Annotated in this window: 24 protein-coding genes and 2 pseudogenes; 1 reads left to right on the top strand and 25 read right to left on the bottom strand. The window is 40.4% G+C overall.

Annotated features, from left to right (window positions below):
* The 3 genes from mreD to C427_RS22525 are packed head-to-tail and all read right to left on the bottom strand — an operon-like array spanning position 1 to position 2,443.
* On the bottom strand, positions 1–477 hold the full coding sequence (mreD, locus tag C427_RS22535; protein ID WP_007635801.1) for a rod shape-determining protein MreD: 477 nt from the start codon (positions 475–477) through the stop codon (positions 1–3).
* Positions 474–1,337 (bottom strand): rod shape-determining protein MreC, encoded by an 864-nt coding sequence (gene mreC, locus C427_RS22530; RefSeq protein ID WP_007635804.1) that lies wholly within the window; start codon positions 1,335–1,337, stop codon positions 474–476. Before mreC ends, mreD begins: the two co-directional genes overlap by 4 nt.
* Positions 1,338–1,396: 59 nt before the next feature.
* Positions 1,397–2,443, bottom strand: a complete 1,047-nt coding sequence (locus tag C427_RS22525; protein WP_034898742.1) for a rod shape-determining protein — start codon at positions 2,441–2,443, stop codon at positions 1,397–1,399.
* 385 nt (positions 2,444–2,828) lie between these two features.
* Here C427_RS22525 and C427_RS28950 point away from each other — a divergent pair.
* Positions 2,829–2,906: pseudogene (locus tag C427_RS28950) on the top strand (histidine kinase dimerization/phospho-acceptor domain-containing protein); the annotation flags it as partial.
* Here the strand turns inward: C427_RS28950 and C427_RS22520 are convergent.
* From C427_RS22520 to C427_RS22425, 22 genes and pseudogenes are all read right to left on the bottom strand, one after another.
* Positions 2,900–3,163: pseudogene (locus C427_RS22520) on the bottom strand (IS982 family transposase); the annotation flags it as partial. The pseudogenes C427_RS28950 and C427_RS22520 overlap by 7 nt on opposite strands.
* Positions 3,164–3,235: 72 nt before the next feature.
* Positions 3,236–3,703, bottom strand: coding sequence for a hypothetical protein (locus C427_RS22515; protein WP_007635810.1), 468 nt, complete (start codon positions 3,701–3,703; stop codon positions 3,236–3,238).
* Positions 3,704–3,721: 18 nt separating this feature from the next.
* Positions 3,722–3,871: a hypothetical protein gene (locus tag C427_RS26620; protein ID WP_007635811.1), complete on the bottom strand. Its 150-nt coding sequence runs from the start codon at positions 3,869–3,871 to the stop codon at positions 3,722–3,724.
* A gap of 259 nt (positions 3,872–4,130) precedes the next feature.
* Complete coding sequence (locus tag C427_RS22510) at positions 4,131–9,980, bottom strand: LamG domain-containing protein (RefSeq protein ID WP_007635812.1); 5,850 nt, start codon at positions 9,978–9,980, stop codon at positions 4,131–4,133.
* A 160-nt stretch (positions 9,981–10,140) separates the two neighbouring features.
* On the bottom strand, positions 10,141–10,593 hold the full coding sequence (locus C427_RS22505; RefSeq protein WP_007635813.1) for a pilus assembly PilX family protein: 453 nt from the start codon (positions 10,591–10,593) through the stop codon (positions 10,141–10,143).
* Positions 10,583–11,428, bottom strand: a complete 846-nt coding sequence (locus C427_RS22500; RefSeq protein WP_007635814.1) for a PulJ/GspJ family protein — start codon at positions 11,426–11,428, stop codon at positions 10,583–10,585. The genes C427_RS22505 and C427_RS22500 overlap by 11 nt, the downstream gene beginning before the upstream one ends.
* Complete coding sequence (locus C427_RS22495; RefSeq protein ID WP_007635815.1) at positions 11,428–12,003, bottom strand: type IV pilus modification PilV family protein; 576 nt, start codon at positions 12,001–12,003, stop codon at positions 11,428–11,430. The genes C427_RS22500 and C427_RS22495 overlap by 1 nt, the downstream gene beginning before the upstream one ends.
* Positions 11,990–12,541 (bottom strand): type II secretion system protein, encoded by a 552-nt coding sequence (locus C427_RS22490; protein WP_034898746.1) that lies wholly within the window; start codon positions 12,539–12,541, stop codon positions 11,990–11,992. Before C427_RS22490 ends, C427_RS22495 begins: the two co-directional genes overlap by 14 nt.
* Before the next feature lie 88 nt (positions 12,542–12,629).
* Positions 12,630–13,169: a prepilin-type N-terminal cleavage/methylation domain-containing protein gene (locus C427_RS22485; RefSeq protein WP_007635824.1), complete on the bottom strand. Its 540-nt coding sequence runs from the start codon at positions 13,167–13,169 to the stop codon at positions 12,630–12,632.
* Between the two features lie 276 nt (positions 13,170–13,445).
* A complete protein-coding gene (locus tag C427_RS22480) occupies positions 13,446–14,081 on the bottom strand; it encodes a pilin (RefSeq protein ID WP_015431374.1) in 636 nt (211 codons plus the stop codon).
* A 72-nt stretch (positions 14,082–14,153) separates the two neighbouring features.
* The gene (locus C427_RS22475) at positions 14,154–14,684 is read right to left on the bottom strand and encodes a hypothetical protein (protein WP_007635828.1); all 531 of its coding nucleotides are present in this window, start codon (positions 14,682–14,684) and stop codon (positions 14,154–14,156) included.
* Between the two features lie 4 nt (positions 14,685–14,688).
* The gene (locus tag C427_RS22470; protein ID WP_007635830.1) at positions 14,689–15,909 is read right to left on the bottom strand and encodes a type II secretion system F family protein; all 1,221 of its coding nucleotides are present in this window, start codon (positions 15,907–15,909) and stop codon (positions 14,689–14,691) included.
* Positions 15,896–17,767 (bottom strand): GspE/PulE family protein, encoded by a 1,872-nt coding sequence (locus C427_RS22465; RefSeq protein WP_007635832.1) that lies wholly within the window; start codon positions 17,765–17,767, stop codon positions 15,896–15,898. Before C427_RS22465 ends, C427_RS22470 begins: the two co-directional genes overlap by 14 nt.
* A complete protein-coding gene (locus C427_RS27975) occupies positions 17,764–18,057 on the bottom strand; it encodes a hypothetical protein (protein ID WP_015431373.1) in 294 nt (97 codons plus the stop codon). The genes C427_RS22465 and C427_RS27975 overlap by 4 nt, the downstream gene beginning before the upstream one ends.
* A 5-nt stretch (positions 18,058–18,062) precedes the next feature.
* Positions 18,063–18,356 (bottom strand): tetratricopeptide repeat protein, encoded by a 294-nt coding sequence (locus C427_RS27970; RefSeq protein ID WP_015431372.1) that lies wholly within the window; start codon positions 18,354–18,356, stop codon positions 18,063–18,065.
* Between the two features lie 98 nt (positions 18,357–18,454).
* Positions 18,455–18,907, bottom strand: a complete 453-nt coding sequence (locus tag C427_RS27965; protein WP_015431371.1) for a hypothetical protein — start codon at positions 18,905–18,907, stop codon at positions 18,455–18,457.
* A complete protein-coding gene (locus C427_RS22450; protein WP_007635835.1) occupies positions 18,904–19,812 on the bottom strand; it encodes an ExeA family protein in 909 nt (302 codons plus the stop codon). The genes C427_RS27965 and C427_RS22450 overlap by 4 nt, the downstream gene beginning before the upstream one ends.
* Before the next feature lie 3 nt (positions 19,813–19,815).
* Complete coding sequence (gene mshL, locus C427_RS22445) at positions 19,816–21,510, bottom strand: pilus (MSHA type) biogenesis protein MshL (protein ID WP_034898750.1); 1,695 nt, start codon at positions 21,508–21,510, stop codon at positions 19,816–19,818.
* A complete protein-coding gene (locus C427_RS22440) occupies positions 21,500–21,841 on the bottom strand; it encodes a hypothetical protein (protein ID WP_007635839.1) in 342 nt (113 codons plus the stop codon). Before C427_RS22440 ends, mshL begins: the two co-directional genes overlap by 11 nt.
* A 6-nt stretch (positions 21,842–21,847) precedes the next feature.
* Complete coding sequence (gene gspM, locus C427_RS22435) at positions 21,848–22,519, bottom strand: type II secretion system protein GspM (RefSeq protein ID WP_007635840.1); 672 nt, start codon at positions 22,517–22,519, stop codon at positions 21,848–21,850.
* Positions 22,512–23,126 carry a PilN domain-containing protein gene (locus C427_RS22430; RefSeq protein WP_007635842.1) on the bottom strand — a complete coding sequence of 205 codons (615 nt, stop codon included), beginning with the start codon at positions 23,124–23,126 and terminating at the stop codon, positions 22,512–22,514. The genes gspM and C427_RS22430 overlap by 8 nt, the downstream gene beginning before the upstream one ends.
* Positions 23,126–24,055, bottom strand: coding sequence for a type IV pilus biogenesis protein PilM (locus C427_RS22425; protein WP_007635844.1), 930 nt, complete (start codon positions 24,053–24,055; stop codon positions 23,126–23,128). Before C427_RS22425 ends, C427_RS22430 begins: the two co-directional genes overlap by 1 nt.
* Positions 24,056–24,182 lie beyond the last annotated feature (127 nt).

Below are 24,182 nucleotides of genomic sequence, written 5' to 3'. Positions count from 1 at the left end.
TCAATTTAAACGCAACTGGCGACGAATTTTACGAAGTAACCAGAATAACCAAGGCCATATCACCATTGAGCTGGCAACGGGCCACAGATAATCGAATAAGAAATAAATGTCGGTGATCAAATGTTGAACCCAAAAAATAACCAAGTTATATAAAGCCGCCATAATCCCAATAATGACAGATTGTTGCCAAACTGAATAATTACGCAGACGTTTATGATTTGCCGCTAACACATAAATACATAGGCACATAGCGAAGCTATGCACACCCATGCTGGTGCCAAGTAATATATCTAGTATTAGACCAGTAAAAAACGCGACCCCTACATTGACTCTGTTGGGCAGCGCTAGTGCCCAATAACTTAATACTAATAAGACCCAATCTGGGCGGTACAAATCTGCGATTGCGGGCATTGGCATAATCTGGAGTACCAAGGCGATGATAATACTCAGCGCGATAAAATAATTGCGTAAGCTCATTTTGAAATAATCTCTTTTACTGCTTGTTTATCTTCAGATGTGCGCTCTGACCAGAGTAATAATAAGTACTTTAACCTGTCAAGTTGGGCAATAGGTTTTGCTCTGACCTGGGAAAATGGCCTACTTTCATCTCGAATAATGGATGTGATAGTGGCTACTGGGTAACCTTCTGGGAATACATTGCCTAAGCCTGAGGATAACAATATATCACCTATTTTCAGATCACTACTATGGGCAACATGTTGGATTAAAAGCTCATCCAAGCTGCCAGAACCAGAAACGATCAAACGCACGTTATTTCGCGCTACCCTAACCGGTATGGCATGGGTGACATCTGCTATGAGCAATACACGGCTATTAGTCGAACTCACTTGCATTATTTGGCCAACAATGCCTTTAGCATCTAAAACAGGTTGCCCTTCATACACCCCATTTATAGCGCCTTTATTAATGACTATCTGATGACTATAAGGGTTGTTATCCACGGCCATGAGTTCGGCTACAACTTTGCGGGTGTTGTGTTGCACAGGCGAATTTAAAAGGCTACGTAAACGGTCATTTTCTTCTTGCAAAAAAGTTAAGCGTTGCAGTTGGCCGTTCATCACCATAGCATCATGAGTCAACTTAGCATTATCATCAAACAACCGTTCGTGAGAAACAAAACGACTTGCGCTGGCATTGAGCAATTGGCCGGGAAGATTAGCTAGGTATTGCAGTGGGCTAACCAATGAATTGAGGTACACCCTAGTGGTGCCAAACCCGTCTAGCTTGTGGTCGAACAGAATCAGTGCGATAGACAGAAAAAGACCCAGCGCAAGTCTATTAGGCAAAGAGGGTCCATTTGAAAACATTAAATTCATTATCGTCTGCCTAAAGGAGACATGATGTCGCCTTGATTACTATGAAATTTCAATAACTATTATTCGTAGCTAAACAGATCGCCTCCATGGATATCGATCATTTCAAATGCTTTACCACCCCCTCTTGCGACACAGGTAAGTGGATCATCTGCAATCACAACGGGTATACCGGTTTCTTCCATAAGAAGACGGTCTAAGTCTTTAAGTAAGGCTCCACCACCGGTAAGTACCATGCCGCGTTCAGAAATATCAGAGGCTAGTTCTGGTGGTGATTGTTCAAGGGCCACCATAACAGCCGACACAATACCTGTTAAAGGCTCTTGCAAGGCTTCAAGAATTTCATTGCTGTTAAGTGTAAAGCCACGTGGTACACCTTCTGCTAAGTTGCGGCCACGTACTTCAATTTCTTTGACTTCTTCGCCTGGGTACGCTGCACCAATTTCATGTTTAATACGTTCAGCTGTTGCCTCGCCTATAAGCGAACCAAAATTACGACGCACATAAGAGATAATAGCTTCATCAAACTTATCACCACCAATTCTAACTGAAGATGAATACACGATACCATTGAGTGAAATAATGGCTACTTCTGTGGTACCACCACCAATATCTACCACCATAGAGCCTGTTGCTTCTGAAACTGGTAAGCCAGCCCCAATAGCAGCAGCCATAGGTTCGTCGATCAAATAAACTTCACGAGCACCCGCACCTAAAGCTGACTCACGAATTGCACGTCGTTCGACCTGAGTTGAACCGCAAGGTACGCATACCAAAACTCTGGGGCTGGGGCGTAAAAAATTATTATCGTGTACTTGCTTGATAAAATGCTGAAGCATTTTTTCTGTGACATAAAAGTCAGCAATAACCCCATCTTTCATGGGGCGAATTGCCTTTATATTACCAGGGGTTCTGCCTAACATTTGTTTTGCTTCACGCCCGACGGCAGCGACACTTTTGGGGCCACCTGTACCGCGTTCTTGACGAATTGCAACAACGGAGGGTTCATTGAGAACAATACCCTTATCTTTTATATAGATTAGCGTATTTGCTGTGCCGAGGTCGATTGACAAATCGTTGGAAAACATTCCCCGTAGCTTTTTGAACATGTAAAAACCGCACTTTTATTGATAAGATTAATATTCGTTAACTGTACCAATGCACTGGGATTTGGGCAAGTACAGAGCATCAACAAGACCATAAAAATAACAGTTTCAACACGTTTTTATGAATTTGACCTCAAAAGAAACTATAAAACTGTGTTAATAACTATAATAAGTTGGAAACCTAGCGATAAATTTTAAGAATTCAGATGAATGAAGAAATATCTAAAAAACTCTGTCAAAGAGAGCGTCAAGCTCGGTGAGCTGCTGAAGTTATTTTAGAACAAAAATCTTTAGAACTGTTTCAGCGTAATCAAGAGCTAGAAGATTTCAAAGAGAACTTGGAAAACAAATTATAGAGCGCACCCGTGAAGCAGAAAAAGCGAAAACCGAAGCACGTGCGGCAAACTAAGCGAAATCAGAATTTTTAGCCAATATAAGTCATGCTATCAGGACACCTTTGACCGCTAGAAATCGTGTGTAATTCAATAAATTTGGAAACGCATTTTTGTAGACAAGAGATACATACCCAAGAGAGTAGTTTTTGAAATCACGGTAATGTGACATATGAAAACTGACGACAATCGTCATAATTTCACTGGTGGTCATTTGCCCTTCTCTTTGACGTTTTCGCGTACCGTCTTCAAGCAGTTGTTTACACCATTGAGGTATAAATACTTTGCAAAAATAATCGACATCACAAAACAACTCAACAAATTTACTCATGCCTGTTCCTTTTTAGATTCATCTCTTTTAGTCGAAAGTTCGGATCTTGGAACAGGTATTTAGTTTAGTTTCTTAAACAGGATTCAGGTTATCTAGGAAACGTTTTGACGCTTTTTGTTTTGCAAGCGTTTTACCACGATCACTATATTTACCTAACGTTTCGTCTCTGTCACAAGCAATGTTCTGACAGACTACAATCGCTTCCTGGCGATTAAATTCTTGATATAAACGATCGATTCGAGCACTGTTTAGTTGCTCTTTTAAACTTTCGATAGTATTCAGTAGGCTATGTTTAGATATTTGCATTTGTTCCACATCTTGCAAATCTCCTTGCCACTGGTTGTATTTATCGGTGATGGCATCTTTAATTGCTTTATGGGTTCTTACTGCTTTTGCGTAAGTTTCTATTACTGGGGTGATATCTAATTCAGGATCATCAATCACTTGTTCATATTTTAAATTCATCTCTATTAGTGCAGATTGTCTATCTGCATCAGCGAGTATGGCATTTTTGCGAAGTGCTCCAAGCTCTTTTTCCAAGCTGGCGGCATTAGCAATTTATGCTTCAAGTGAGCTGTTGTAATTGTCGTATTCGGATTGTTTTACAGATATTTTGTTTTCAACATCTGCAACCGATAGATCGCTAGACAGAATATTTTGGCTAAACGAAAGGGCAATGATAAGAGTGAATTGAGCTATACGGTTCATTATTCGACTCCAATCTGGATGCTTGATGGCAACTATTTATGTCATAACAAAAATCGGGCGTAACATTACCAGATCACAACTATGCCATTGAGTTACAACGAAAAGAGCAAGTATGTTAAATGGGAAACGCTATTTTATTAACATCGATTAAGTTATTCACACCCAAACCAACTCAAAATACAACGCGCACTTTATGATAATTGGACTCCACTGCACCCTTGAGTGTGGGAGCCCAAATAAAGTAGATTGGGTACATATGTTAATTAAACATCTCTCGCCAATGAATGATCCTATCGCTTCCACGAAATTGGCCAAAAGTGACGGTAGCTTCGGGGTGATCATCTGCATTAATGAAACCGTCTGCATTCCAATCATAATTTAAGTAATCTGACCAACCAGTGGCGTCATTGTTGGGATCTAATTGTAATTTCACTTCCCCCATAGTACCTGGTGCACTGAGTAAAAAGTCATTATTGTCGTCAGCCACGCCCAATAACAACATCCCAGTACTAGAAATAGTATTGATGTCACCGGTAATATCAGTGCTGCCGCTTGGTAATAATTCCATATGATTGGCACTTTCTTCAAAAGCGATACTGGTACAATTATCAGCTTTATTCAGTAACCACTGTCCTGTATCGTAATATTCTGTTTGAATCGGCACAACTAATGATTCGGTTTCAGGCCCATAAGTACTAGATAGCGATATCCGACCATAACGAACTTCTGTGCCTATTACATTTTCTATGCTCAGACTATTACAACTGGCACTGACATAACTATCTCGATAACAAATTGAGTCAGAGCCCCCTTTACCGGTAAAAGTGGTAGTAAAAAATCCACTAGCAAAAACTAGGTCCACGGACCCGCTAAAAGGCGATGTAATGTCAAAAGTCGAGTTGTTTGTGCCGACCTTATTATATTGGAATAGGCCATTATTGATTGCCACAGTGCCCGAACCGTCATAATTGGTATTGTTGGTCACTATGGGTGCATCTCCCACATCTATTTCACGGGCTGTGCCTGTTACAGTGTAAGTAGAGCTGTCCAAATAACTTAAATTGGTTTCAAGAGTTGACTCATCCGGTAGATAGTTCCAATCGGTGTCGCTGTAGTTATCGGTTACTTGATCAAGGGCGTTGTAAGCTGTGACGGTTAATTCTGGATTTGTTGCAAAACCAATAGTTTCACCAATATAACTAAATACGCCACAGGTATCAGCTAAGGTTGGTTGCACAGATACAGCAACGTCAAAATACGCAGGGTAAAAGTCGCCTAAGGTTAAACTACCGTTTGATACAATTTCATTGCCTAGATAAGTTTCATCCTTAACATCGATATTTATACGCCCCACTTCGTCGTAATAAGCCCCTGTATATTGGTGCTTGCCAGCACTAAAGCTTAACCCTGATGCTGTGGCAAAACTGCTACCGATTGATGCGCTGTTTATACCCGTGTCAGAATATTTAAAGCTACCATTGCTACCCAAGCTCGCTGGTTGGATACGGGTAACTTTTAGCAGCGCGTTTTCAGCTTGGTAGTTAGGTAACAGGGCGTCGTTTACCCCGTAGGCACCAATAGAAAAAGTAAAAGGTTCAGCGGCGATATAGTTATTTTGTTCACCGGAACTGGCATAGAGTAACTCGCTTTGAGCAACAGCTAATTGCAGGTAACTGGGATAGACATCAACGGTTTTGATATCAGAGTTGGTAATAGTGACACCTTCCACTTCAGCCTGAACTCTAAGGGTTAATCGTCCAGCATCGGGGTAATTAAGTACGTCTAAACTCGCCACTCCTAGCGAGTCAAATTCAACTTCTATGTTTCCAGTACTTTCACCAGAGCCATCCCCAGCAATGCTGATCCCATTAAGCGGAGTGAGACATGTATCAGGCGAGTCACAGTTATAGGTTAGGTTGATATCTCGTTGACCGATTAATAACGCTTCACACACATTATTATTGCTGCGAACGGCGCGTAAATTCACATTTAAGAAGTTATTAGCAGCGAGTTGGTCTGGTAATGAATCTCCAAAATTTGCTCCATAAATTTCAAATCCATCATTTGAAAATGTTAAATCACACGAGGCTTCCACGCCAGCTTGAAAGCATTTCACTGGTGCAGAAGGTGAGGCGCTACTGATGCCTAAGGTAATGGTTTCTGCAACACTATGATTTAAAAAAAAGTCAGCTGAACCAACAAATGCCGGTGGATTGTCGCCATCTATCCATCCAGTAGGTGACAAGGTAATAATCGTGTCTTGATCATATAAACCGCAATTTTCATCGTTGTTTATACATGCCTTTACTACGACCTTTTCAGCCTCACAAGTAAACCCTTGGCTATCATGTTCAATACGATAATGGTCTATTTGGGAGGTAGCAGCACATTGTCCAAGCTTTATTTTTTCGTTGAGAGCACCGTGACGCAGAATTTCATAACCTGAAGGTGCTTTATTATTGCGGATGTCATTGGAAATAGAAATTTCCAAATAGTCACCGCTAGCACGTTCAAAAAATATTGCAGATATGTCAAACACAGAGTCTTGAGTTAAGGTAAAAGACCCCCCTGTATCTGAATTGCCAGTTGTGTTTTCATGCCTTAACTCATTATTCGTACCGCTGCTTGAGTTGCCAAATTTGCTGAATGAAACAGTGTCACCATTTAGCGTATCCATGACAAAACTAAAGCCGTCATCACTCTCAACGTAAATCGTATAATCACCGGCGGGTAAACTGAGCGTTCCTGAAGTATGCACTAAAAAATCTTCGCCGCTGACACCTGTATCTGCGCCAGGATAAGATAATGTACCTGCAAAATCTTTACTTGCACCACCAAAGTCAATACGGTTAACTTCGCTTGAACCACTTGCAGTGACATTATAGGTGTCACTACCTGTATCTATTGTACCAGTTGCAGGCGAACTTGCGGTTAACCATGCAGCATGAATGGCTAACGCTTCACTTGTTGTATTTATTTGAGAGTCACTGCTACCATCACCACTACCAATTTTAATACCAACGGCGTTTAACGTGCCACAGGTAATTACGGGGCAACTTCGTGTAGTGCCATCCCAGTTATTACCCGCATCTTGGTTAGTGAAAATGTCTTGAATTTGGGTTGTGGTTAATACTGAGTCAAACACTAATGCCTCATCAATAAGCCCACTGGCAGATGATTCACCGGTTGTGTAAGATGTGTCACGGTTGTCACCGAAGTATAATGTATCTAAACCGGTTAATGCGGGTGTTCCTCCATCTTTGTTGCTTCCACTGGACATATTCTGCTCTACACCATCAACGAAAATTTTTGCAGTGATATTGGTGACATCCCAAACAAACGTTAAGTGTTTCCAAACCCCAGCCCCAACTGAGATTGGATCATTAGTCGTCTTCTGGTAATCACCATCATTTCCATCTTCAAAGAAAAATTTGACTCGACCGTCAGACCCAATTTCTGCAAAGAAATATTTATCACCGTCACTAGCATCAAACAGTCTTTTGTCAGTTCCAGAATTCCAGTCACTATCTCCTTTGTACCAAAGGCTGATCGTCCCGCTGGAACCGATAACTGTATCCAGATCGACCTCGGTATCAACGGCTTCGAATGTCGATACACTGTTATTATTTGGGATTTGTGCAGCATTACAAATTTTTCCGGTTGCAGTGGTAATGCCCCCAATTGCAGTTCCATTATAATTATTACCGGAACTGTCGATGACTTCATTGGCTGAGCCAGTCCAACTCAGTTCATCAAAATGGTATTCTATTAGTGGGGTGGGTGTTTGCGGTGTTCTTACCAAAAACTCCAAAACATTTAATGCCAATTTCCCTTTATCGTTTAAACTCGAATAGTTGGCTTCATTGTTGATAGTGGTCACAAATTCAGTGTCTGTTATGATCACTAACTTGCCTGCGCCAAGCGCATACTCTCCTTCTTCCCAACAGGCAAAAGTAGCCTGTTCTGATTGATCTACACCGCATATAGTTCCGCCTAATGCGTCGATTTGTGCACTATCCAGATGACTGGCCCCATCATTTAAGGTAATTGAACCTACAGCGCCAAATGGTCCATCCTGCAGGGGCGATGAAATGGTTGTGGGATTTGACATCCCGCTTATAGCCTCAATTCCCAGAAACTCACCTATACCATCGTGACTGTTATCATCTTGTAGTAGTATTAAATCGCCACCTGCTAAAAAGAAATCTCTCAGCATGCTGTGATAACTACTGGATTGAGAAGAGCTCCACCAAGTACTGACAAAAGCATCAACTGTTGAAAGTGAACTTGCGTTTAAGCTTGATAAATCGACAGATTCTATTACTTTGCTGACTACGCCACCTTCACCAAAGTTGTTGGCATCTTCCATGGCTGCTCGCCAATCAACTATATAACTGCCATTCCAACTCCAATCATCACCGTCGGTTATCGATTTTGGATGCCCTGTTATCTGATAGGGCGCTATTACAACCTCAGTACATAAGGATCCAAAATCAGTGTCTGCAATTTCTTCGCTCTGATAAGTGATGGTGGACTGGCTGCCTAAATCAATATTAGCGGCACTGATACTACCAAATGCATGGCTGGAAGAAATAAGTGATAGGTTACCTTCCACATATAAGCTGCCGGTATAAGTGCTTTGGTTATTAAAGGTGACGTCAGAGAATACGTACATCACCAATTTGCTAGCATCACCACTATTATTATTCGATGGAGAATTAATGAGGCCCGGAGAGGGGGAAGTGAGGCTTTGGTTGACATAAATAAGCGCGGTACCCGAGCCTTTCACAATAATATCTACTTGACTCCCCATGGTAAGTTGATTGATCCAGTATGTGCCGCCAGCTTGCAGATACAACGTGTTTTTAAAGCCCAACGCCAACGTATCTACCCAATACTCATTGTGAGCATCTGAAAAGGTAATAGTCGCTTCACTAGAACCGTTAATGTTTTTGTACTCATAACCAGATAAATCGCCAGTACCTGTACCTATTGTCTTTGTGTCTTGGAAACCTACGGTAACATCTATTGTGCTAGCTGTGGTCTGAAAATTAACTGTTGAGATTATACTTGAAGGCGTGCCTGTTGCTACGCAGTCTGCCGTGTCGCAGGTATCGACGTTTGAACCACCATTTTTGCTGACGGCAGTGGTTGCAAGTTGATTGTTATCGCTCCCGAACAATAGGCTATTGTTTCCAAATGATATTGTCCCTCCAAGACTGTGTGTGGATGCCCCATCAGGAAATACGGCGTCACACTGATTTGGGGCAGGCTCACTAGCCCCACAGCTATAATAAATATTGGCATTATTTTTTATTTTTAACTTATCTCCGGCAGAGGCGGCTCCATTGAGCACTGTGGTATTTTTAAACTCGACTTCGTCTTGTGAATAGACAAGACCGTTGATTTCTGTACTGCCTTTGAAATGAATTTTGTCATAAGCATATATCAATAACTGGCCTACATTACCATTAATGTTGACACGAGTATTGCCTTCAAAATCGCTATGGTCCCTTAAAAAAATACGCACCTCTCCTGAGCCAATTATATTGATAATAGTATTTTCATAAGTTTCAATTTCTTCAATATAATAATCTCCAGGGGTTAAATTCAAGGTCGCGTTATTACCATTTTCTAGAACATTTATTTCCTTGATTCTGTATTGAGTATGCTCGCTACTAAAAGTCAGTATGCCGCCGCTATTAACATTGATGGTGCCAAAGTTGTTTCCTGTATAAGGGCCTGAGGTTCCACCTACTGTGACTGAAGAGGAATCGACATCGACATTGTTGTTCTCATTTGAGCTCTCTAGAAAGGCACCTAAATTGAGGGTTTCTGTCGCCGTACCCGAAACTTGACATGCACCAAAACCATTACAGTTTAAATCTTCTATATTCGTTTCATTGAGTGCGGCAAGTACACCATCAGGATTGTTATATATTGTTGGAGAGTTACCAATTTCTATTTTACCGTTACCATGGGCAGTTGCACCATCTACGAAGGTAGTTTCACAGTAGTCGCCAATCGCAGCATAAACGTTTCCACTTAAACAGACCAACAGGATAGGCAGTATTCGCAAGTAAGTCAGTTTTTGACTATTGTAATGCATCAAAATTTATCTCCTACTGACCAGTTTCTATCTGCTTGGTAGCAACGGGTATGTTTAAAACGATAATAAGTATATGTTGCACAGTCACTCCATTGGAGAGTTTCAAACTCATGGCTAAAATTAAATAGAGAAATTATAAAGGAGATAAATGTTTTCACTGCTATTCCCCCTCCAGTATTGCATCAACATAAACAAACCGTGTCACGTTTATTTTACCGGCTCTACATTGCCCCGTGCTGGTAAAGGTCAAATAAGAAAAGGTTCTACCGCCGTCTGTTATTGTTTTAGGTGGAGCTTCTGATACTTGGTAGCTACAATTTTCTAATCCGGCTATATCATTAAGCTCTTTGAAAATGGGGTTGACACAGCCTGCACCAAACTTATCTGCTACTGCACACTCTATTCCAGATCTGGCCGCGTTTATTGCTCGTTGTCCCAATACTTCATGAATGATCGCTTCTGAGGATGACGACAGCAGTCGGGTCATGGTCAGCCCTAAAAGGGCTAAAACAATAATGACGAATAAGGCTATGACTAACATACTGCCGCGTTGAGAGAGTGGTGACGCTGCTAAATTATGTAGGTTACGAATTGGATTACGACTAAGGTACATTAGGAATATGCACCTCGCTGGAATAGTTAATAATTTCTTCGTTTCGTTCAAAGGCTAGTAAAATGTGCACTAAGCCATTTCGCGTCAAAGTGGCGTCGTATACCCTAAAAGGGGCATCATCAGGATTATTAAAATTATTATTAAGGTTTTCGGCCATTAAAGTGCCAGAAGTGTAAACGGTTTGTGTTGTGTCGATATCGCCTTCTACCCTGTATATATTTCCATTTGAGTGTGCACAATAACTCACAGCTGTTCTGGCAATGTATAAACGTGAAGCTGGCGAGTGGTCTTCAAAGGCAGCAGAAAGTGATAATGTAGCAATGCCACTAGGGTCATCATCTTCGTTGCAATTGTCATCATCACTCAACGCACAGGCAGTGATTACTTTACGTTTGTTGTTACTTAAGTCATATATATCTTCGTTTGAAGTGGGATAAACAATGGCAAAATCATTAGTCATTAGTGTGAAATCGGCAGCATTGTTTGCAAATTCTACAATGTTGGCTGTTGTCGATAAGTCTGGCAGAACAGATAAACTGGTGTAAAAGCTGACCCATGCAGCAGGCACAAACTCGAGACACTGAATACTGCCCGCACTATTAGTAGCCTCTCGAACGCTGTTAGGGATCGCTATACGCAACGCGCGATTGATGCGTGTCACGACAAAACGACTCTCGCTTAAGAGCTGATCGCGCTCAGTCACATCCGAGTAAATCTGCATTCCAGTTCGGATGAAGCCGGAGATACCTACTGACACTACGCCTAATACTATGATCACGGTCACTAGCTCAATTAGGGTAAAGCCTTTTGTTTTTGGGGTGTTAGGTTGAAGCATCAGTAATTACTCCGAAATGTTGAAAATAAAATATTTTCATTATTAGGAGTAGTGATAGTCACAGTAATCAATTTAGTCTTACCAATGTAATTGCCGCCGCTATCCAAGGCATCATCAACACCGTTCATATTGTCATCATATACGACGAAAACTGCAGCAGAGAAACCTTGGTATAGATTAGCATTGCCTATCGTTACATTCTCATTTAGAGCGTTTTTTATACCTCCATCTGTCTCGGATAAACCATCGTAATCATCCACATCATTGAAGTTTTCGCGATTGGAAAAACCCTCTTCTGCTCCAAAATCATCACTTGTTGTGCAAAGTGGGGTAACCGTTTGTGAACATAGTGCCGAACCACCTGTTCTGTCTGACTTTTCATCAAAAGATTTACTGGCAATTTCATTAATGAGTGATTGGGCTAATTCAGTTGCCCGTACCTGGAAAACAGGGTCAACACTGCGTATGGCTTGGGGAACAATTAAAGAGGTAAACAATACCAAGGCAATAGAAAATACAATAATACCAATAACCAGCTCGATAAGAGTAAAACCAGCTGGTTTATTCACACGCATGAATGTATCCCTGCGATTCGATACACACAGACACGGCTGACTCACCTGTCAGAATAATTTCACACTGATTGCTACAAGTCAGTTCTCCGGCAGCATCAACCGGTTGGCCTAAACTATTAAAGGAAATAAAACTAAACCCAGGAAGTGTTGAAAGGTTTACTCCAGCATCTGTCATTTCGCTGGCATTGGTGGTGAGATACTCAGGGTTGCCAAACTCAATGTCGGTGTCACATGTTGCTTCTTTGGCACTAGCAGTGTCGCTAATATAATCTAATGCAGGGGGGCCAAAAGCAGGCGTCACTGAGTCAAGGTTGATTTGAAAACAATAGTCACCTCGCGCGTCATGCATAGCGCGAGTCTGCATATTACGTAGTCCAGACACGAGTCTTGCTTGATAAGTATATTCGGAGAAACCGGAGGTGCCAGAAAAGCGACTGAAAACTGAAACGGATAAGACACTGATTAAAATAATCATTATTATTAGCTCTACAAGAGTAAAGCCTTTGTGTCTGAATGAGTAACATTGATTGTTTAACATCATTCCCACTTTTTCGTGATGTGACTCATATGCTTTTAAATAAAATAGGGAGCAAATGCTCCCTATTTTATTTATATTACCTAGCAGATTAACAACCGCCAATTACAGTCGTTATTACAGGCGAAACTTCAGAAGCTGAGGACTCGGTGTATAAAACATGACAACTGGCGCCAGCCTCAGAAGTTTCTGTGTAGTCAACTGTTGGAGAACCTGATGCTGGAATGACAGCAAAAGTTCCAGGTCCTGGAACAGTTGATGTAAGAGCGCCTGAAGTGGGTACCACAGTAAATTCAGAAACGCTTAAATCAACCCATCCAGTTATGGTTGTGTTTGACGCTAGTTCCGCATCTGGGTAACCAAATTCTGTTTCAACAGGGCTATTACCGATCGTTACTTGTGATGTTGGGCCTCCAACAGCTGCATTTTTTTGTTCACTTGCAATAGCAGATTTGGCATATACAAGTTGAGCACCACCTTGTAACGCAGCTTTCACACCTTTCAGAGTAGAGCTAGTTGCATCGCCCTGAATATCAATAAATTTAGGTGCTGCAGTAACAGCCAAAATTCCTAATATCACGATCACTATAATTAATTCGATTAATGTAAAACCACGTTGTTGTTGTTGCATTTTTTGTCCTCAAGAGGTTATTTTTAGACTAAGTATCTGAAACTATTAAGTCTTTTATACCACCAAAACACAAGTTAACGCCACTTACTTGTAATATTTTAGTTATTTTTTTTCATACCTAAGTACTTTTTTTGAGCTAACAGCAATATCAATGATTTGTTGGTTACTTGGTCATAAATCAGCACACTAAGAAACATGTTTTACAATGTACTTTTATTTTCCTCTTGTTTCGCAGCTCTCATAACACAATGGCAGGTGAGAAATTCGTAGCTGCTTTTAGTTATTACTAAATACTATTACTTGGCCAATCCGCGGGTCGTAGATAAAACCGTTGCCGGCTAGGTTATCAGTTGGCTCGATGGTACGATTTTTGATAGTTTGAGTGAGATAGTAATAACACACATCGTTACCGCCCGAACCTACACTTGTTTTAACATTGGTAAAATAGCGAAAGTCTTCAAAGGGGCGATCGTTCCAATCAGAAGAGATAGTCGGGGCGCTTTGCATGATGAGGTTGAAAATACTTTCACAGTCTAGGGTACTCATTTTGTCATCTTCACTGCTGCTGTCGGTATTTAATTGGCCTGTGGGATAACCTGTATCTTGATCAATACCTACTTCAATGCTTTCAATGGTGACAAACGATAAATTAGTTCCGTTATTTTCTGTGGGTCGCCCCTCCAATTCCCATTTTGCACGCACTAGACCTACACCAGTGGCATAACCGCCCGCTACGCCATCTACCGTGGCATCTTCAGCATCAGCCGTAACATCAAGCAATCTGGGTAAAGCGACCGCTGCTAATAAGCCTAAAATAACGACTACAATGACCAGTTCAATCAGTGTAAAACCCGAATCTATTTTTTTTAGCGTGGCGATATTGTATGGTTTTATGTTGTTTGTTTTTTTCAACTATACCGCTTTTATTGTTCATGGTTGTGCTCCTACAAGGCGTTTTATTAGTGAACTTTTTAATTAAGGTAGTCATTTTTTTACCTTTAATACCTGACCCGAAAATACTTTGTATTCAAAGTATGGACCAGTGGATAATCGATATCGGCAAACAGAGTCAAGGGCATTATTGGTGAGCTTTAGCCCATCATAATATTCGGCGAAGACCTTAAAACCATCTATGTTCATAGGTATATTTAACACCATATCCCATATGTATGCACAACCTTCTGAGGTTGGTTCAGCTTTAGGCCAACCAAGATGATTCATAAATATAGGTTTTCTTTCTTTTTCTACTAGAGTGTTGTTTTCGCCTAATTTATTTGCATAAGTGATCAACATCACAATTTGAGGTCGCCCTTCACCTTGCCACTGCCAATGTGAATTACTAACGCTGGTGGAAAATTGCTCGGCGACACTTTCTAATGTTATTCGCCTCAGATTACTGGAGCCATCGTTTAAATAAACAATAAAACCCACCATTAAGCTGACAAATACCACCACTACAGTGATATTGAGAAATAGGCTTCGACTACGCTCGTCTGTTGCTTGATTTCTTTTCATAACGTTAGCCTTTTATTGCGCCCATCATATCCCACATTGGCGTGAAAATACCCAAAGCCAGTATTAGTACCATGCCTGCCACGATGCTTATTAAAATAGGTTCAATTTTTGACGTCAGGCTTTTTAAGTCGTAATCGACTTCTCGCTCATAGAACTCTGCAACCTCGGATAATAACTCATCTACTCTACCTGTTTCTTCTCCCACATTGATCATTTGTAACACTAAAGGTGTAAATAATTTACTGCTACTGGCTACTCTAGATAAGCTTTCACCTTTTTCAATATTCTTGCGCATACTTAAAATACTATCGGACATGAAGGCATTGTTGACCGCTTCTGCTACCAAATTAAGTGCTGAGGTTAATGGTACACCAGAGACCAACATCATAGAAAAGCTGCGAGCAAATCGTCCTAATAAAGTACGCTCAAAAATGCTACCAACTACAGGCAACTTTAACTTGGTTCTGTCCCATTTATAACGGCCATTCTCAGTGCGTAAGTACCTTATTACTAGGTACGTTATAAGGGCGATACCTACCAATAAAAATGGCCATTTAGTAATGAAAAAGTTAGATGTGGATAACAATATACGCGTCATTAAAGGTAACTCGGCTCCAAAAGACAAAAACATATCAGCAAAAATAGGAACAACCACGATATTCATGATCACCATGGCGATCACGATGGCAATCAACACAAACATTGGGTAACGAGTGGCTGCTTTGATTTGTTTTCGAGTTTCTTGTTCGCGTTCTAAGTAAAACGATAACTGCAAAAAAGCGTCGTCTAATTTACCGGTATTTTCACCCACATGCACAATGCTGACAAATAATCGGCCAAACGTATGATGATGTTTGTTTAACGCTGAAGACAAAGTACGACCACGTTCAAGTTGATCTGCCACATCATCTAGTGCCATAGCCATTCGTTTAGAACCGTTGGTGTCGGCTAACCCTCTGACCGCACGCAAAATGGGGATCCCAGATTTAGCTAAAGAATACATTTGCCGAGAAAATATCACCAAGTCATCGAGTGTAATCTGAGGTGTAAAAAATGAAATTTGTGATAATTCAGTGGTCTTTTCTGAGCTGTTTTCGGTGATCTCTATGGGTGTGTAGCTACGCCCAGCTAAAATTTGTGCAACAGTTGAAGCATCTGGTGCCTCTAGCACACCTGTGGCAAGTTCACCCCCGGTTTTTCTGGCCTTATAGCTAAACTTTGCCACCGTCACCTCCCGGTGCTGGATCATTCGGCTCTAATTCAAATGAAAAGCCTGGTGATTTGGGTGCTTCGTCAGTTGGTGTTTGATTGGTCTTTTGTTCGATCACGACCTGCGCTAATTCTTGTTCAATAGTGTCAGCGATATCTGGTTGTGTGATTACGCGTTCATCTACCACCATTTCAATTAACTTCAGCACTTCGTTTATTGAGGTAATACCCATCTTTGCGTACATCAGGGCTACTTTGGCCAGTGGTACAAAGCCAGGGCTTTGCTGAGCAGCTTGCGAAAAGGTGACAGTGTCATTTACTTTTAATGCGTTCATCATGTTTTCGGTCATTTCAAGCAACTCAAATACACCAATTCGCCCTCTATAACCGGTTTTGTTACAGCTTTGACAACCTTTTCCCTGCTTAAAATTGACGTCTTTAAGGCTATTATCTAAGGTGTTTAGCCATAATAATTCTTCGGTATTGAGACGATAATCTTCACTACATTTTTCACATATTTTTCGTACTAACCTTTGCGCTATCACTGCACGTAATGAACTAGCTACCAAGTAACCAGGTGCACCCATATCGATCAACCTTACTGCGCTACTAATAGCATTATTGGTATGCAAGGTTGATAGCACTAAGTGACCCGTCAACGCACCACGTAAGCCTATTTCGGCTGTTTCTTGGTCGCGCATTTCGCCAACCATGATAATGTCTGGATCTTGCCGAAGAGTGGTACGCAAAACATTTGAAAAACTTAGTCCAATTTTATTATTGATTTGTACTTGGTTTATTCTTGGCAGTCTGTATTCCACGGGGTCTTCAACAGTAATAATTTTTGATGCTGCTTTGTTTAATTCACTCAATGCACCATACAAGGTTGTGGTTTTACCAGAGCCTGTAGGGCCAGTCACCAAAATCATGCCGTGCGGTCGGTATAATAAACGTCTAAAACGTGTCAATAAATTATTCGGCATGCCAGTTTGGTCAAGGGTCAGCAAACCTGCAGATTGATCGAGTAAACGCATCACAACGGATTCGCCAGCCTGTATCGGCATGGTTGAAACTCGCACGTCGACGTTATGTCCTTTGATACGCACACTGGTTCGACCGTCTTGTGGTAGACGTTTTTCAGATATGTCCAGTCCTGACATTAATTTGAGTCTGAGAACCAAGGCCGAAGCGATATTTTTTTCTTGGATCACGTTTTCCTGTAAAACACCGTCTACTCGCATCCGAATGCGTAACGAGCCCTCATCAGGTTCAATATGGATATCCGATGCCTTCGCCTGGATCGCATCTTCAAATATAGATTGCAATAATCTGGCTACGGCTGTGTCTTGCTCGCCGCCTAAACCAGAGCTAAAATCAAACTCGGTTTCATCTTGATATTCTTCAGCCAGTTCTTGGGCAAAGGAAGCAATTTCTTCGGTACGCCGATAAAAATTGTCATAGGCTAGGATCAGTTGTGAATCGCTAACAACAGCCACATCTATAGGTTTGGGTAATAATCCAGATAATACATCTAGCGCCGCTAAATCAGCTGGGTCGCTCATTGCCACTAGTAATCTGTTGCCCTTGTCCTCAAGCACCAAAGCTCGGTGCCTTCGGGCTTGCACTTCAGGTAACATATTCACAGCCGCTAATGACACGTTATATTGACTGATGTCGACCAAAGGCACATTTAAGTGTTGCGATAAAAACGACAGAAGCTGTTTTTCAGTTACGAGACCAAGCTCTATTAACATAAAGCCTAATTTGCGGCCTGACTCCTTTTGCGCAGCAAGGGCTTTCATTAACTGCTCTTCACTGATGATACCTTGTTGAACAAGTAAATCGCCTAAGCGTATTTTGACTTTAGGTTTCATGGTGTGCCTGCTAATACTGTAATACGTTGTTGAATAAACTCGTTTACTGAACCTTGTAATTGACCAAGTGAACTTGCCTTATTGTAGGACTTTATCGCCATATTTATTTCACCCAATTGATCTTTTGCAACCGCTAAACCCAACCACCATTTTGCATTATCAGATTCGATTTTAGTCAGGGTTTGATAATCCTTCTTAGCTAGTTTTGTCTGCTTTAATTGCTGTGCTAAAGCCGCGCGATAGGCTAAGTATTCAGTTTGGTCTTCTCTGTTAGGCTGAAATTCAGACAATATATTTATGGCGAGTGACGGTTTTTTTGAACCATATACAATCGGGCCAGCATCAACCTTAGATCACCTTTGGCTGGGTGTAATTCAATACCTCTAATAAGTAGCTGCTTGGACTGCATGTAATCACCTTGAGCAAACAGTAATGCCGCTAATTTTTTCCTAGCTTTAATATTATCAGGTTCAGTTTCCAATAATTCCTTTAATAAGTACTGTGCCAAGTTGAGATTATCATTATTGAGGCTCTTGGCAATTCGTTGTTTTAAACTACTGGTGTTATTTTTCTGACTGCTGTCAGTCATGGTAAAGCTTGGTGTTTGTTCCGGTGCCTCTTGGATCTTGAGTTTGTTGCTGTCTAGGATGTTTAGGTGTTTCTCTTGAACTTTTATATTTTGAGTTTTTATTTTTTGTAAAAAAAAGGATTATCTGCAGCCATTTCAAGTTTACTAGGCAATATTTGTTTGACAGCTGGTACCTTAATTGTTGAGGTAATGTCTGTTTCAGCTATAACCTTTTTAATCGTATCTTTGGAAGGTTGCGTTGCAGCTATCTGTGGCTGAATTTGCTCTTTTATTTGGGCCGTTTCTGTGAGAATAGTCATCTTTTTTATTGACGATGCTGGGGATAAAGGTTTTGGATTCACAATGGCTGTAACTTCAGTATTCTTGTTTTCACCAAACAGCTGGTTTTTATCTACCAAGGCAAAAGTGATAGCGGCGAGAGATAATATTAATAGTGCTAAACCCCATCGCTTTGATTGTTTTTTTTGCGGTGCCTGGTAATCAGCATTTATCTCGTCCGGTTTAGACTGACGGGCTTCTAAATCCTTCAGCATTTTGTTCACTACACTCATAAAGCAAACCCCAACCAGCTAAAATAAGTAAAACTTAAAGCTATCATAACAACTAAAACACCGACACATGATATGAGTAAGGTGTATTTAGTTTGTGTGGCGGCTTCGGTATCTTTTATCGATAGTTTTACATGTGATACAGGGATTTTTTGCAGGCCTTCGCCATAGGCTAGCATTAAAGCTTTGTGGCATAACACATTGACTATTCGTGGGGTGCCTTTGCTGGCCTTAAAAAGCAAAGAGCAACATTTCCGGTCGAACAAATCGCCCCCACGATAACCCGCTACATTCATTCTATGTTTTACATATTGATAAACTTGATCGCTATCCATCAATTGCAGAGTATAAGAAAATGTCACTCTTTGTTTTAATTGTCTTAGCTCCGGCAAAGACAACTTATCGTTCAATTCCGGCTGACCAAACAATACCACTTGCAACAATTTACGTGATTCGGTTTCCAGATTAGTAATTAACCTAAGTGCTTCAATACTTTCTACTGGTAGCGCTTGTGCTTCATCAATGATGAGCACGACACCTCTATTTTCTTGGTGAATATGGATCAGACGTTGTTGAATACGCTGCGTAAATTCCTGCTGATCAGAATTGTCAGTTAACACCACGTTTAACTCACTCGCTACTGCTCGGCGAAGCTCTGTGGGGGTTAAATATGGATTAGGAATATAAGCGGCAACAAAGTGGGCGGGTAATTCGTTTAACAACTTACGACAAATTAAGGTTTTACCTGTACCTACTTCGCCGGTGACCTTAATAAAGCCTTCACCCGTTTTGAGTGCAGTCAATAATACTTGAATCGCTTCTTTGTGGCTGGGCAGGCCAAAAAAATAACTGGTGTTGGGTGTTAATGTGAAAGGTAATTCTTTAATACCGTAGTGGTATAGATACATGATTTAGTCCACGTGAAGCCAATCGGCCATTTGATCTCTACTACGTCTTAACTCCTGTTTCCAGGTGTCTTTACCCACCACAGTCGGTTTGATTAAAATCACCAGTTCTTTTTTAATTTCACTGTTTCGTTTACTTTTAAACAGGTTTCCTAAAATTGGAATATCTCCAAGTAGAGGTGTTTTTGATTCTGACTCTGAAATAATTGTTTGCATCAATCCACCAATGACCACTATCTCACCTGATTTAGCCCGAATGACGGTATCAGATTCGCGAATATTACTTTGAGCAAGAGGCAATACAAATTGCTCTTGGTTTAAGGTTACGATTTTTTCTTGCTCTTGAGTTTCAATCACAGAAGGATGCACATGCAATAAAACCATACCGTCTGCATCTATTTGGGGTGTGACATCTAGAGCTATGCCTGAAAAGAAGGGGGTTAACTCAATATTGGGTACCACTGAAGTGGTACTGCTAGAGATGGTGCTTTGGCTAGATACATCGGTGACAAAATATTCATCATCTCCCACTTTAATCACCGCTTTTTGATTATTAATTGCGGTTACTCGTGGACTAGACAACACCTGCACATTACCTTGAGTAGATAGCAGCGATAATACACCAGAAAAGTCTTTATTAATAAACGACAAGCTGGTGACGTTACCTAATGCGGCACTTATGCTATTGCCAATGGCCCCAGGAGAGTTAGAAAACTGAAAATCTGTTGAGCCACTATTGGCTAGAATTTGCCCCCAGTTAATGCCTTGTTGATAACCATCATCAAGTGCAACCTCTATAATTCTGGCTTCGAGAATAACTTGTCTTTGAATAATTTCCTCAGACACATCTAAAAAAGCTTTTACGGCCCTAATTTCTTTAGGCATAGCACGTACTGTTACCAAACCTGCTTGAGGTGTGACCATCACACTTTTGCCTTCTCCTTTACCAAGCATAGACTCTAGCGTAGCCAACAATTCAGCCCAAAAGTCGGTCTCGGTGCGAGTGGAGATACTCGTGCCGTTGCTATTATTGCCTGACCCTAAGTTGTTGTTACTGTTACTGCTACTGCCCGAATTACTAGAATTACCACTGAAACGATTTTGAGAATTAATGCCACTACTGCTGTTTCCAGAGGCTTGTGAAACACCTCCTGAAGTAATACTCGTTTGTGTTGCTCCATCTCGTTTCATTAATAGATAATTAATCGCGAAGGTTTCAGTGCGCATTCCTGTAGGATATATACGATAGATGTTTTGTTTATGTTCGATTTCATAGCCATATAGCTCAGCTACTAAATCGAACACATCTGTCAATGCTACCTGCTTTAAGTCTAGTGAAATCTCCCCCGAAACGTCAGGATGGATAGCGACGCTATATGGCGTACCTTTGACTATGCTGCTGAAAAATGCAGCCGCACCTACTTTCTGTGCGTTAATATCATACTTTGACTCGCCAAAGAGTTGGTTGGATGTATCGCTCGGGCTAGGCAATAGGGCTTGGTTGATTTCGTCAGGAATTGTTAATAGGGGGCCGCCGACTAAGGATTGGCCAGCCAGAGGCTGACTGTTTTGTTTATCTTCGTTTTCATATTCTGCAATAGCAGAGTTAAAAGAGTGAGCCACGGCTGTGGTTTTTTGTTGACTTTGGCATGAACAAATAATCAAGACTATGCCCAAAAGTAGTAATTTCTTAAAAACCATTATTTGTGTCTTTTTTTATGCTGTTGTTATTGACAAAAAGTGTCTGTTTGCCATTTGTTCCATCTAATTCAACATGATTTTTACCAATTGAAATCACTTTGTAACCCTGCACTTGTTGGCCTTCTGCAAAGCTTATCCCATTTATAATAGCTTGCTTAATTTGATTGTTATTAATGATGGCAGTTAATGTTAGCGCCATTGTGGTGGTAGTTTTTGAATCATTGCCAGAATTAAATATCGAATTATTTAGACTGGGTTTAGTTGGGTCCGTCAATACGTCTGCTTGTACGTTAGTTATTCCGAAGCAAAATAATAATAATAACTGTTTCATATGCCCTTAAACTCCTATGAAAGCTTTGTTGGTACTGAGAGTATATATTTCTAACTCAACACTTGCAGTTGGGTATTCACCTACTAGGTAGTCAAATTTTTTCCAGTAAAATTGCCATGGCAAGGATTCTAGTTTTTCTATATACCGTTTAATATCGAAATAACTTCCTTCAAATGCAAGTGTGACACCGTGGCGATATAAACCAGCTATTGGTTCTTCACCTTTTTGGGATTGTCCCAATGATATAGATACTGGCGCAATAGACTGCAATTCGATTAACTTTAACCCCTTACTGCCTACTAATACATTTTCTAACATTCCTGCCATTTCATTAGCGGGCACTAAATTATCTGTTTGTGTCTGTAATTGATTAATAATGTTTCGTATTTGGCGTTTCAATAAAGCGATTCTTTCAAGAACTGGGTCGTTTGGATTAGTTTTAAGTGTGTTGGTCAATTCAGACACCTGTCCCGCCAAAATACTAATCTCTTTTTTTGCACTAATACTTTTCTGCTGTAACTTTTCTGAATTCTCTAATATGGGCTCTAATAAAAAAGTGTACATCATCAATATCACAACAGCTAAGCCACAAAGTAGAATTAAAATCTGCTCACGCAAGCTTACTTCTAAGAATTTAATCGAAAGTTTCTTGTATTCCTGCTCCAAAGAATTACTCATTATTAGAGTCCTTTTCTAATGTAGGCTCTGTACTTGTTGAGATAACGAAGTTGAGTTGTTGCTCAGAGTCACGATAAAGCCTAGTATTAGAGAATTCTTGTCCTCTAAAATAATCAGTTTGGCCTAATGAACTAAGCCATCTGGGTACTATGGAAGAGTCTGTTGCTGCGCCTTCCATTACTATACTTATACCATTCAAGTTTATATGAGTTAGCCACAGTCCATCTTGATCGTGATTGGAGAGATCTATCATCAGTTTCGAAAAACTGTGTGATTTTAACTGCTCTTGACTGGACAACTTATTTAAAACGCGTTTTTTGAGACTGATAATTTGTTGATTCTTTTCCACTTGTGTAAGCAGTGTTGGATTAACTTTCTGGTTGTCTATTGCGTTTTGTAACTCTTTAACTAATATTTTTTGCTGTTGACTATCTTGTTCTAGCTTAGAAATTTCAGATTTGATGTTTATTTGTTCTGTTGCCAGATAAAAGTAAAAAAAGCTGCAAATAAGTGCTACAAATACCCAACTTATGATGACGCTAGGCAATGTTAACAAACGTAACTGAGGATGAAACTCTGGATGATAAAAGTTAACTATATGCTTCATTAGGCAATCAAACTCGCATTATCAATTGCTGCGCCTAAACTAGCAAAGCTTGATGCTTTAATTGGCATTCCATCATCTGTATTCACACTGGGTATGAATTTTTCCACCGAAACAAAAATTACTTGTTTGATCATGTTGGCGACCTGCTTTTGATGGATCGTATCTAAAGAAATATAGACTTTTTTTACAGGTGCTTGTCGTAACTGGCTCTCAAAATAATCCATGGAGCGTTGAATTTCTAGACTTAAGTTATCAACTACACCCATTTTTAATTCTTCTTGCGAAAAGTTAGCCAGGTTTTCATAACCCCGTAAACGTCGAGAAAAGAACAATTGGTTACGCTTAATAATGTTCAAACTAAGCTGTCCACCTTCCTCTTGTTTTAAAGTAATAACAGCGTCATCGCTGGGTGTTAAAAGATTGCAGATTGCCAGCTCTTCAATACCTATAATGTTGAGTGCTAAACCTGCTTTCAATACACCATCGCGAACTTCCATCACGTCACCCTTGCTTACAGCAACTACATTTAATTTTTTTGTAGAAGTTGCAGTAACTGCAGGAGGGTCAAAATAATCAATGACAAATTCATCATCACTGAATAATTGCTCTTTAACCATCCATTGCAAGGCTTGTATTAACTCTGCGTCTTCTACAGCAGGCCTGTCGAGTTGCAACAATTTATATTTTGAGATGGATAAGGCGATATTACATTGGGTATTTGTAATATTATTCGTTTCGACGTAAGTCTTGAGTGTAGTTTGCCAATTTTCGATAGATGCAGAGTGTTGCTTTACCCAGTTAAGTTTTCCCTTGACTTTTTTTAAGGTAGAAATGTGAAAATTGTTAACACCAATTTCGATCCCTACGGAATGAAATTTTGAGGTCTTTTTAAATCGACCTTTAATAAATTCGCGCCAACCAATTTGCATGTCATAGGCTTTATCACTTTAAAGTTAATCTATTACAGCAAAAAACCATCAAAAGAGCTAGTTTTAAATGACCCATGCATGGGTACCGTTTATTTACTAAACTCAATGATTTATAGAGTAAAAAAGG

The organism is Paraglaciecola psychrophila 170, assembly GCF_000347635.1.
GTDB lineage: Bacteria > Pseudomonadota > Gammaproteobacteria > Enterobacterales > Alteromonadaceae > Paraglaciecola > Paraglaciecola psychrophila.
Note: the sequence above shows the minus strand (reverse complement) of the source record. Positions and strands in the feature narration are given on the sequence as shown.